Annotated in this window: 9 protein-coding genes and 1 tRNA gene; 9 read left to right on the top strand and 1 reads right to left on the bottom strand. The window is 40.0% G+C overall.

The genetic code is table 11. The features are described from left to right. The first annotated feature begins 330 nt into the window (after window positions 1-330). From QFZ72_RS25195 to QFZ72_RS25185, 3 genes are all read left to right on the top strand, one after another. Window positions 331-2142 carry a sensor histidine kinase gene (locus QFZ72_RS25195; protein ID WP_307438870.1) on the top strand — a complete coding sequence of 604 codons (1812 nt, stop codon included), beginning with the start codon at window positions 331-333 and terminating at the stop codon, window positions 2140-2142. Further along, window positions 2123-3700 carry a response regulator transcription factor gene (locus QFZ72_RS25190; protein ID WP_307438868.1) on the top strand — a complete coding sequence of 526 codons (1578 nt, stop codon included), beginning with the start codon at window positions 2123-2125 and terminating at the stop codon, window positions 3698-3700. Before QFZ72_RS25195 ends, QFZ72_RS25190 begins: the two co-directional genes overlap by 20 nt. Window positions 3701-3817: 117 nt before the next feature. After that, a tRNA-Gly gene (locus tag QFZ72_RS25185) sits at window positions 3818-3891 on the top strand. Window positions 3892-4006: 115 nt separating this feature from the next. Here QFZ72_RS25185 and QFZ72_RS25180 read toward each other — a convergent pair. Further along, the gene (locus QFZ72_RS25180; protein WP_307438866.1) at window positions 4007-4672 is read right to left on the bottom strand and encodes a B3/B4 domain-containing protein; all 666 of its coding nucleotides are present in this window, start codon (window positions 4670-4672) and stop codon (window positions 4007-4009) included. 87 nt (window positions 4673-4759) lie between these two features. Between QFZ72_RS25180 and queG the strand changes: the two genes are divergently transcribed. The 6 genes from queG to yhbH all read left to right on the top strand — a co-directional run bounded on the left by queG (window position 4760) and on the right by yhbH (window position 12268). Beyond that, window positions 4760-5893, top strand: coding sequence for a tRNA epoxyqueuosine(34) reductase QueG (gene queG / locus QFZ72_RS25175; RefSeq protein ID WP_307438864.1), 1134 nt, complete (start codon window positions 4760-4762; stop codon window positions 5891-5893). Window positions 5894-5958: 65 nt separating this feature from the next. Next, window positions 5959-6849 (top strand): amidase domain-containing protein, encoded by an 891-nt coding sequence (locus tag QFZ72_RS25170; RefSeq protein WP_307438861.1) that lies wholly within the window; start codon window positions 5959-5961, stop codon window positions 6847-6849. A 44-nt stretch (window positions 6850-6893) separates the two neighbouring features. Continuing rightward, window positions 6894-7379, top strand: coding sequence for a tRNA (uridine(34)/cytosine(34)/5-carboxymethylaminomethyluridine(34)-2'-O)-methyltransferase TrmL (gene trmL, locus QFZ72_RS25165; protein WP_373464639.1), 486 nt, complete (start codon window positions 6894-6896; stop codon window positions 7377-7379). A 1025-nt stretch (window positions 7380-8404) separates the two neighbouring features. Next, a complete protein-coding gene (locus QFZ72_RS25160; protein ID WP_307438857.1) occupies window positions 8405-10300 on the top strand; it encodes a PrkA family serine protein kinase in 1896 nt (631 codons plus the stop codon). A gap of 278 nt (window positions 10301-10578) precedes the next feature. Further along, entirely contained in the window at window positions 10579-10743 is a 165-nt protein-coding gene (locus tag QFZ72_RS25155) for a hypothetical protein (RefSeq protein ID WP_307438855.1), read from the top strand. 352 nt (window positions 10744-11095) lie between these two features. Beyond that, complete coding sequence (gene yhbH / locus QFZ72_RS25150; protein ID WP_307438853.1) at window positions 11096-12268, top strand: sporulation protein YhbH; 1173 nt, start codon at window positions 11096-11098, stop codon at window positions 12266-12268. Window positions 12269-12371: the final 103 nt, after the last annotated feature.

Below are 12371 nucleotides of genomic sequence, written 5' to 3'. Positions count from 1 at the left end.
AGTTAAAAAATATCTGCTTAAAAAGCAGCAAACGGATGAAATAAAAAGTTCGAAATCTATAAAAAACCTTAAAATGGATAATAAAATTAGAAATTCAGCTAATAAAAATGGAATTTCCTCTAAAAAGATAGTGATTTTCGCTAATAACCAGGTTCATCAGCCTCTATTGTTTACGCTATTTGATGACTTCAGCACAGTCTCCTGGACCCTCTGTAAAAATAGGCGCCTCCGCTCTTTGAGGTATTTGCAGGAAGATTCAAAAAAGTCCTTTTAAGAGTATGAACCTCACTATATACTAAAGGTTAAGTAAGACCTGGGAGGTCCGTCCCCATGCTGAAGAAAAGCATCCGGAATAAACTAATTGTTTTATTAATGATTACGACAATTGTGCCTTTTGGCAGTTCGATCATTATTACCTATTTATATACGAAAGGCTCTATGGAGGACCAAGTCGTCCAGGAAAGCAGCAATTTGCTGTATCAGGGCAAGGTTAACCTCGAGAGCTACCTTAATGAGCTGAATGGTTTAACTCTTTCACTCTACAATAATCCTGATTTCATTAACTATATGAGATCACCGGATACTGAGAATAATTATTTAACCATAGGAATTGTTAAAAATGTGATGCAGACAATTCTTTATACAGCGGATACCATTAATGAAGTGAAAATTTCATTTGCAAAGGATGACCGGGTTATTTCTGCGACGAAACGTTCCACAGTTGTTTTTTCCTCAAGTATAGAAGATTCCAGGAATGAAGCGTTCAACAGTGCAGAACGCAGTCCTTATAACATGTATATTGAACCAATCTATGAAAGCAACGAGAACAACACAAGAGGAGCAAGAGACATCATTAAGATCCACAGGGCATTGACGAATGTTCCTGGCAATGATGTTCTTGGCTATATTACACTTGGGATTTCACCTGATAAGATAATCGATTTAAGCAGAAATTTATATAATCGTGATACAGAAGAATTCTATCTATTATCATCAGAAGGCGAGCTTATTTACAGCTCGAATACAGATATTTCCGACAATCAAAATGATCATAAATGGATTGACCGCGTTCTGGGAGCAGAGAAATCTTCAGGAACAATGGAGTGGAAGGAAGACTCTTTTAATGGAGTGATGATGTACGATCAGCTTTCGGCTTCTTCTGGAGGCTGGATTTTAGTGAAAAGGGTTCCATATCATATCTTATATGAAAGTGCTTATAGTGTAGCCAAAATTAATATTCTATTTGGGGTTATTGGATTATCATTGGTTGTATTAGCTACCCTGTTTGTTTCATTTAAAATCACATCGCCTATCCGAATTTTGCTTCAAAATATTGAACAAGTGGAAAAAGGAAATATGAAGGTTCCGGTTCAGTCCTTTGGTTCAGATGAAATCGGCATTCTCGGATACAGGTTTCAGCAAATGATTGAACGGATCAATCACTTGATCACCCGTGAATATAAGCTTGAACTAGAAAACAAGACGAATCAGCTAAAAGTGCTGCAATCACAGATCAACCCGCACTTTTTATACAATGCGCTGCAATCAATCGGTACAGTTGCTTTAAAAAATAAAGTTCCGCAAATTTATTCCTTAATTACGCACTTATCTAAAATCATGAGATATGGAATGAACATGGAGGAAGATTTAGTTCCTTTGAGTAAAGAAATAAATTATACGAATGCGTTTCTTCTTTTGCAAAAGGAACGCTTTGGCGAAAATCTTGATTACACAGTAGATGTCGATGAAAACGTTCAAGAGGTTCAGGTTCCTAAAATGATTTTGCAGCCGATTATTGAAAATTATTTTAAACATGGGTTTGATATTCGTGAAGGTGTCGGGAGCATCCGGCTAAGATGCTACAGGGAAAACGATGAGCTTGTCATGAAAATAAGCGACAATGGAATCGGAGTGACGGAAAACAGGTTAAATGAGATATATGAGCATTTTAAAGCAGATGCATTGAATAAAAAAGGAGAAGAAACAAATATAGGGCTGAAAAATGTGTATGTCAGGCTAAAGCTCTATTATAATCTGCAAGCTGATTTAAAGCTTGAAAACCAAGAAGAAGGAGGCTTTATGGTAACCATGAGGCTGCCTATATGGATGGAAGGTGAAGGAAATGAAAGCAATCATCATTGATGATGAAAAGCATGTTCGTGAAGGTCTGCTTTTATTGGCGGATTGGGATAGGCATGGAATTCACACCATTCTTGAGGCTGAGGATGGCGAGGAAGCGGTAGAGCTGATCACAAAGCACAGGCCGGAAATTATTTTTACGGATATGAGTATGCCAAGAAGAGATGGAATAAGTCTGTTAAAATGGCTTTATTCCTCTGATTTAGGCAGCAAAACGATTGTCGTAAGCGGATATGATGACTTTGATTATATGCGAAATGCCATCGCTTACAAGAGCTTTGATTATATATTAAAGCCCATTGAGCCGGATGTCTTAAATGAAACATTGGAACGGGCCGTGACAGAATGGAAAGAGCAGGCCCGTTCCCGAAACTCTCAGGCTGAGGAAAGCCGGGTTATGAATGAAGTAAAGCCTCTCTATTGGGACCAGCTGTTCTCGGGTCTCTGTACAAAAAAGGAAATACCGCAATCAGCAGAAGAGAAAATTGAAAAAGAATTTGGCATTTCAATGACGCTCGCTGAAAAAACAGCTGCCATCCTTCCAATAAAATCAATTGTCATGAAATCATTCCAGGGTAATTATGAGCTTGCCTATTCTGCCCTTTCAAACATGTGCAGCGGATTATTAAGAAAACAGAATGACGGTGTGTGTTTCCGGAACATTAATAAGGAAGAAGAGCTCGTTATCCTCTTTTGGAAGAATAAGAATGTAACCTATCTTTCAGAAGAAATCAGCGCTTTCATTTATCAATCTTATAAAATCAATTGTATTCTTGCTTTGGGAAAAAGATCGATTGATTTAAGCGAAGCCTATGATTCTTCTGAGCAAGTATATTTAAAACATAATTTATTGAGTAAGCAAAAGATTGTGACAAGTAATGAGGTTGATTTAAAGCCGCTTCTTCATCTGTTTGATTTTTCAAACGAACTGAAATGGGCGCTTAAATCGGGCAGTGCTGCCCAGGCGGAAATACAGCTGGATCAAATTTTCACAAAGCTGATCAATGATCATACGCTGTCATTAGAGCAGATTAAACTATGGGAAAATCAATTTGACTTATTGAGAAGCAATTGGATCAAAGAATATGAGGTCCATCATCATCCGGCTTTTTATTCTGGTACGGATTATTGGAAGGAAGACGGTTCTTTTTCTTTTGAAAAGTTCAAAGAAGAAAAGAAAAAAGAATTCGGTCAGCTAATCAAATTTCTCTCTAATGTGAAGTATCAGAAAGAAAAAAACAACATGCAGCAAATTGAAGAATACCTGCAGCAGCATTATCAGGAGGATATCAATCTCCAGGATATTGCCGATCGGTTTTTCTTAAGCCGTGAATACATTTCAAGGAAATTCAAACAGGATTATCATGCAACACTAACAGATTATCTGACAAATATCCGCATGGAAAAAGCAAAAAAGCTGCTTGAGAATCCATATTTAAAAATATATGAAGTGGCCTATGGTGTAGGCTATCAAAATGAAAAGTACTTCAGTAAGGTGTTTAAAAAACAAGTTGGGATTACACCAAATGAATACCGGCATTCCCTGACTTCTAAACCGTAATTGATGATAGAGAAAAAGCAGAAATTCCTGTTTTTTCTTTATCGTAATTTCGACAAAATGTGATTTTTTATGTTGAAGAAGGGTTCATTTTTTGCTATACTATCTTTGTTACCTTTTGCGGGTGTAGTTTAATGGTAAAACTCTAGCCTTCCAAGCTAATGTCGTGGGTTCGATTCCCATCACCCGCTCCATACATATACAACGCAGTGTTTCGTTTTTTGACAAACGAGGCATTGCGTTTTTTATATGTTAAAAACTAAATCCCTCCCTGCAAATCAGGGAGGGAATGCTACTATGTCCGCTGCATTATTTTACTAAACTGTACTTTCCATCCCCGCCATGAATCTGAAGGAACATTTTTGTTAATGATGATAACATTTCATCCGCATTTTCAACATTCATGCTTGGCTGGAGATAGATCAAGTGAAGCGCGTTTGAAGTTTCTTCAGTGACAGCAGACCGCTTTGAGTCCACATAAGGGCTTCCAAAGGCACCTGTCTCATCTGATGAAAGCAGTTTTCCGTTCATGGATACATCCCGTCCATTGATGGCCATATAAGCATCAGATTCCTTGCCAACCCTGATTTCAATATTCCCGGACAGCTTATCGATATCGTAAATGCCGAATGGGATTTGATGCTGCAGGGAGAAGAAGTTATTTAAATCAACGGCTGAATGGATTGGTTCAAGATACTGCTGCTTTTGAATTCTTCGGTACAGCGCTTCGCTTGAAGGACGATATCGTCCTGGATCTGCGCCAAGCTTTTTAAAAATGCTTCGCCATTCCTGAATCGGTTTTAGATCCTGTACTTTTTTGTCTTCCATTTCAAAAAAGATTGATTCCTGGAAGAGCCGCATTCTTCCTTTAAGCATTTGCGGGGATTCTGCTACACTTATTGCTGTATACTCAATAACGCCCATCTTAAACTCAGGAAAATGCTGTTTGATTTGAGGGCTTATAGAAATTTCCATCATTTTATCCTCCACTTTTTAATGTACTTATTTTACCATATAAGATAATGTCTTTTCGAAAATATAAACCGAAGGGAGGTGCAGGACATGAATTATGTAGAGCTTAAACAGGATATCCTTTCATTCAGCAAGAGCATTGGCATTGATAAAATCGGGTTTGCACAGGCGTCTGTATTTGATGAACTGAAGCAGCGGCTGATTGTTCACGAACAAAAAGGATATCATTCCGGTTTTGAAGAGCCTGATCTTGAGAAGCGGACAAATCCCGATTTTCTTCTGCCAGGGGCGAAATCGATTATTTCCATTGCGCTTGCTTATCCATCCAAGCTGAAGAATGCACCAAGAAGCACGAAGGAAGATAGAAGAGGTATCTTCTGCAGAGCTTCGTGGGGACAGGACTATCACCATGTGTTAAGGGATCGTCTGAATAAGCTCGAGGCATATATTCGAGAGCGGGTTCCAAATGCAGAGCTTAAGTCAATGGTTGATACAGGGGAACTGTCAGACCGGGCTGTGGCAGAGAGAGCGGGAATTGGCTGGAGCGGAAAAAACTGCGCGATCATCACTCCAGAATTTGGTTCGTATGTATATTTGGGCGAAATTGTCACAAATATCCCATTTTCGCCGGATACACCAATGGAAGACCGCTGCGGCAGCTGCAATATCTGTGTGGATGCTTGTCCGACAGGAGCGCTTGTACAGGGCGGCCAGCTTGATTCTACTAAATGCATCGCCTTTTTAACGCAGACGAAGGGCTTTTTAGCAGATAAATACCGGAAGAAGCTTGGAAACCGTTTATATGGCTGTGATACTTGCCAAACAGTATGTCCAGAGAACAAAGGCAAGGATTTTCATCTTCATGCAGAAATGGAGCCGGACCCTGAGATTGCAAAGCCGAAGCTTAAACCCCTTCTTACCATGAGCAACCGGGAATTTAAAGAGAAGTTTGGACATGTATCAGGGTCATGGAGAGGGAAAAAACCGATTCAGAGAAACGCGATTATTGCACTCGCGCACTTTAAGGACCAAACCGCTATCCCGGAATTAATACAGCTGATGCACAAAGATGCGCGTCCGGTCATTCGCGGAACGGCTGCATGGGCAATCGGATCAATTGGTGAAAAAGATAGTCTGATCGACCTGCAAAAAGCCCTTCAGCTTGAAGAAGACGAAGAAGTCCGGAAAGAAATCAAAAAAGGAATATCGCTTATAGATGCGTAAGCTTCATACTTGCCAATCTCCTTTCATATGGTCTTACTAAAGACAAATATGGCGGTGAGGCATGGATGAAAAATAATCTTTCAGCTGCAATAAAAGCTAAGTTAGAGCTGCTAATCAACAATCGGCGTGCTAAAGAACTTGATATAATAGAAGACAGCAAAGTGCTGCTGCGGAAAAAAAAGATTCTCGAAAACAGGAATGTCGAGATGGTAAAAGGAAATGCCTCCGTTCAATTGCAGCATATCGAAAAAGTATCTAAACGGGAGAAGCGTGTTTCCTACAAGTGTCATTATAAGTATTTTCATAAAGATCAGGAATCCTTTTATCTTGAAGAAAAAACGGAAGACCGTATCGCTGTATTTCAAAATGGAACAATCATCAGAGACTATAAGGTAGAGCATCAGTATGATGAAACTTTTGCTGAAAGCGATGATTCTTCAAATGAAAGAGTATCTTTCTTTTACGACAGACTTGCTGCCGTTCAATATGCCGAGAGATGGTGGAACACCCACAATCCCAAGTTTAAAAATTTCGATGTAAACTGCACGAACTATGTTTCTCAGTGTCTTCATGCAGGCGGAGCTCCAATGAGAGGGTACCCGGGGCGATCAACCGGGTGGTGGATGCAGAACAATATCTGGAGCTACAGCTGGACGGTTGCCCATTCTCTCACCCTGCATCTCGGTAATTCTAAAACAGGTTTAAGGGCGAAATCAGTGGGAGCACCAGAAGCGTTAATGCCGGGGGATGTCATCTGCTACGATTTTCAAGGCGATGGCAGGTTTGATCATACAACCATTGTTGTCGCGAAGGATCAGGCAAACATGCCTCTTGTGAATGCAAATACGTACAACAGCAGAATGCGTTATTGGGATTATGAAGACTCAACAGCTTACACACCGAACATTAAGTATAAATTTTTTCATATCGAGGATGATTCGGGTTCTAAAAAATAAACAGTGGTATAATACGGGTAACAGATTTTGATGAGGTGAAGAAAGTGGCATTACATGTCGTACTCTATCAGCCGGAAATTCCGGCAAACACAGGAAATATTGCACGCACTTGCGCTGCAACCAATACAACGCTGCACTTAATCCGTCCTCTTGGCTTTTCAACGGATGACAAAATGCTTAAGCGTGCGGGCTTAGATTATTGGGAATATGTGAATGTGGTTTATCATGATTCCTTAGATGAGCTGTTTGAAGCATATCCGCAGGGCGAATTCTACTATATAACGAAATTCGGAGAAAAACCGCATACAACATTTGATTACAGCAACCATGAGGAAGATACCTTCTTTGTTTTCGGGAAAGAAACAACAGGACTTCCGAAAGACTTAATCGCAGAAAACCTGGAAAGATGTCTGCGTTTGCCGATGACAGGAAATGTACGATCCCTGAACTTATCGAACACCGCTGCGATTTTAATTTATGAAGCGTTAAGGCAGCAGAACTATCCAGGATTACTCAAAAAAACGACCTGAGAAGCGAATCTCAGGTCGTTTTTTATATGTTTATTTTTTCAAGCCTGGCTTATCATTGTATCCAGCAGTGAATATAGAAACTAAGAAAGTGATGCATACCCCTAAAACTAATGCCGTTTTCATCGTGCTGATTCCTCCCTTATATGTAAATGATGACCCTTACATAGCTAGTCCTATTATATCCTATCCCAAATATCATGTGAATAAAAATGGGAAGATTTCCTGAATTATCTTTTTTTGAGATCTGCAGGCAATCATGATGTTATTCACCGGCTAATAATGAATATTTTCGAATAGAAAATTGATATTTAGAATCGAAACGTTCATCTGCAGATCATATCGGAAAATCGAGGCTAAATCAAAATTTAGAAAATCTAAATAAATTCCAAAACCGGCTAAATCTTTTTAAAATCCGGCTACTAAAGTTTCAATTCCCGCTAATAAAACTTCGATTATAGCTAGATAATCAAATGGGTTTTATCTGTCACTATTAAGGGCAGCGATTTTACTAGAAAAAGAGGTATTTGAATGGATCTTATTTAGTTAAAGGCCCTTGGATAGATTCGTTTATTCATATTATGCGGGAAAGGCTGAATCACCGGTATATCTGCAGATAGGATGGACAAATCGGCCGTAAAGTAGTTGAAGTTTTACGTATCCTGGCCGAAAAAAATTCATAATCGGCCGTACGATTTTAAAAATTGACCGTAAAATTCGTCATTTTGACCGTATGGCGGGCTCATGCCGTTATCAGGGGCATGCTTTTTTTATTGAATTCTTATCTGCCTGTCGGAGCAAAACAGTCGGTTCCGCTTTTCTCATTGTCCAGCTCCGCCTCCTAACCCCTCGGTCAGAACAAATTCCCCGAAAAAGTCAAAACCGGACTTTTCCGGTGAATTCTTATCTGCCTGTCGGGGCTAAACAGTCGGTTCCGCTTTTCTATACAAAAAGAGAATGTTAAAGGACATCCTTGCATAAAGTGTATTAATCGCGCTCAAGTATCACCAATGATGGAGGAGGTCCTTATGGATATCTTAAAAAAAATTGAAAAGTACAGAGAAGATGAACAGCGACTGAAGTGGGAAGGAACCTTCGTTGAGTATTTAGAGATGTTAAAAGAGAAACCATGGGTTGCACAATCGGCTCACTCACGAGTTTACAATATGATCAAAGATGCCGGTATAGAGGAAGAAAACGGATCAAGGCGCTACAAGTTCTTTGATCATAAGCTGTTTGGACTTGAAGAGTCGCTTGAGAAACTTGTAGAGGAGTACTTCCACCCGGCAGCTAAGCGATTAGATGTCCGGAAACGGATTTTGCTGCTTATGGGTCCTGTCAGCGGGGGTAAATCAACGCTTGTGACCATGCTGAAAAGAGGTCTTGAGACGTATTCTCTGACAGATCGCGGTGCTGTGTTTGCGATTAAAGGCTGCCCAATGCATGAGGATCCTTTGCATTTAATTCCCCACCATCTAAGAGAAGATTTCTTTCAGGAATACGGTATTCGCATTGAGGGGAATCTGTCGCCTCTAAACCTGATGAGACTTGAGCAGGAGTACGGAGGCCGCATTGAAGATGTGCGGATTGAGCGGATCTTTTTTTCAGAGGATAAGCGGACAGGAATCGGAACGTTCAGCCCGTCTGATCCGAAATCACAGGATATTGCAGACTTGACTGGTAGCATTGATTTTTCAACCATTGCGGAGTTTGGTTCAGAGTCTGATCCCCGGGCTTATCGTTTTGACGGCGAGCTGAATAAGGCAAACCGCGGGATGATGGAGTTTCAGGAGATGCTGAAATGTGATGAGAAATTCTTGTGGCACTTGCTGTCTCTTACGCAGGAAGGCAATTTTAAAGCAGGGCGATTTGCCTTAATTTCTGCCGATGAGCTCATAGTGGCGCACACCAATGAAACCGAGTACCGCTCCTTTATTTCCAACAAGAAAAACGAGGCACTCCATTCAAGGATTATCGTGATGCCTGTTCCTTATAACTTAAGAGTTTCTGAAGAAGAAAGAATTTATGAAAAGATGATTATGGAAAGTGATGTAGCAAATGTTCATATTGCACCTCACACGATGCGTGTTGCGGCTATGTTTACCATTTTAACGAGATTGAAGGATCCGAAGCGTGGCGACATTGATCTCGTAAAAAAGATGCGCTTGTATGATGGCGAGAATGTAGAAGGCTACAATAACGTCGATGTAGAGGAGCTGAAAAAGGAACATGTAGATGAAGGAATGAGCGGAATTGATCCGCGGTATGTCATCAACCGAATTTCTTCGACCATCATCAGAAAAGAAATTCCTTCTATTAATGCACTCGATGTCCTCAGATCTTTAAAAGAAGGATTGGATCAGCACGCATCCATCTCAAATGAAGACCGCGAACGCTACTTGAACTTTATCTCTGTAGCAAGAAAAGAATACGATGATCTTGCGAAGAAAGAAGTGCAGAAGGCATTCGTCTATTCTTACGAGGAGTCTGCCATAACGCTTATGGATAACTACCTGGATAATGTGGAGGCATATTGCAATAAAAATAAGATCCGCGATCCGCTGACGGGGGAAGAAATGAATCCGGACGACAAACTGATGCGCTCAATTGAAGAGCAGATCGGGATCTCTGAAAATGCGAAAAAAGCATTCAGGGAAGAAATTTTAATCCGAATCTCTGCTTATGCCCGGAAAGGAAAACGATTTGATTACAACTCTCATGAGCGTCTTCGCGAAGCCATTCAGAAAAAACTGTTTGCTGATCTGAAGGATGTAGTGAAAATTACAACGTCCTCAAAAACACCGGATGAACAGCAGCTGAGAAAGATCAATGAAGTTGTGAAAAGACTCATCGATGAGCACGGCTATAACTCAACATCTGCAAATGACCTGCTGCGCTATGTAGGCAGTCTGTTAAATCGGTAAATGAAAGCCGGGCAAATGTGCCCGGCTTTTTCACTTGTAAATGGGTTTGGCTGGTATTGAAAACCGGCGGTAATAAACGAAAAAAAGGCTGAAAGATTTCCATTTTCGGCTGTATCCCCGATTCAAGCAGAAGAAACGTACTTTAGGCAGCGCGGATCCAGGGTTTGTCTATTATCCCCCATGCTGGCCCAAGAACCTTAATCCAGTTCGCATATCACCTTCAGGTTTCAATATGGATAATATCGGGAAAAGTAAAAATAATACTGGAGGTGCATACCATGACGAAAAAAAATGAAACAGAAACAGAAAACGGTTCAATGGTGCGCAATATGAAGGATTTAGTAGAGCATTCGAAGATCATGGAGCATATGAAAACAAATCAGGAAGTGAAAAAAAGCGGCAAAAAACCTGATCCTGCTCAGCATGAAGATCATAATAAATAAAAACTCTCTGATGTGACTGTCAGAGAGTTTTTTTCTGTCCTTTTTTACACTATGACATAGCTTGATTATAAAAGGATGCATATATATAAAACCAGGCTTCACATGACAGGCCATATTAATTCGCTTTTCTGAATAAACCCAAGCATGGCTTCAATAAATATACATAATGAAACTTGTCTATTTTTTAAACGGACAAGTCTAATTTTCTTAATTATTTGTCAATTATCTCTTTTTTCAGCATAGGATAGAGTAATCTAAACAATACCGAATCTAGACCCAAAGCTATTTTATGTAAATAGGTGCAGTTTGGTGAATCTATTCCAAAATTTTTTTTGGAGGGGGAGAAAATAAGATGATAGAAGGAAATGGGCGCAATTTTGTCATTTCGAATGAAGATTGGTCCCTCCATCGCAAAGGCCACGATGATCAGAAACGTCACCAGGAGAAGGTTCAGGAAGCTATCCGCAGCAATTTGCCAGATCTTATTACAGAAGAAAATATTGTGATGTCAAACGGTAAAGATGTCGTTAAGATTCCGATCAGGTCACTGGATGAATATAAAATCAGATACAATTATGATAAAAACAAACATGTTGGTCAAGGAGATGGAGACAGTAAAGTCGGCGATGTTGTAGCAAGAGATGGTTCTCAGCAGAATGCAAATGGTCCCGGAAAAGGGCAGGGAGCAGGCGATCAGGCTGGCGAGGATTATTATGAAGCAGAGGTTTCGCTGATGGAGCTAGAGGAGGCGCTGTTCAAAGAGCTTGAGCTGCCGAACCTTAAGAGAAAAGAGTTAGACCAGATTGTTGTAGAAAATATTGAATTTAATGATATTAGAAAAACAGGTTTGATGGGAAATATTGATAAAAAACGAACAATGCTTTCTGCCTATAAGCGCAACGCGATATCAGGAGCACCAAAGTTTCATCCGATTTATCCTGAGGATTTAAAATTTAAAACGTGGAATGAAGTTGTGAAGCCTGAATCACGCGCTGTTGTTTTAGCGATGATGGATACAAGCGGATCAATGGGTATTTGGGAAAAGTATATGGCGAGAAGCTTTTTCTTTTGGATGACAAGATTTTTACGCTCCAAGTATGAAAAAGTAGAAATTGAATTTATTGCCCATCATACAGAAGCAAAGGTTGTCTCGGAGGAAGATTTCTTTTCAAAAGGGGAAAGCGGCGGAACGATCTGTTCATCTGCTTACCGGAAAGCACTTGAAATTATTGAAGAAAAGTACCAGCCGAGCCGCTTTAATATTTATCCTTTCCATTTTTCAGATGGAGATAATTTAACATCTGACAACGCCCGCTGCGTCAAGCTGGTGGGAGAACTGATGAAGGTTTCAAACATGTTTGGATACGGGGAAGTTAATCAGTACAATCGCCATTCTACTTTAATGTCCGCTTATAAGAATATCTCTGATGAAAGATTCCGCCACTATATCCTCAAGCAAAAAGTCGATGTGTTCCACGCGATGAAAGGGTTTTTCCGGAAAGATGAAGAGCAGATGTATGCATAGAAAAAGAGGACGAAACATCGTCCTCTTTTTCTGCTTTTCTATAAAAGAATGACCTTTCAATCAAGCGTAAAAATAGGTAAAATAGGATAGTTCATATCGCATA

It is taken from the genome of Bacillus sp. V2I10, assembly GCF_030817055.1.
Lineage (GTDB): Bacteria > Bacillota > Bacilli > Bacillales > Bacillaceae > Bacillus_P.
The sequence above is the reverse complement of the archived record's forward strand: the minus strand, read 5'-3'. Positions and strand labels throughout refer to the sequence as shown.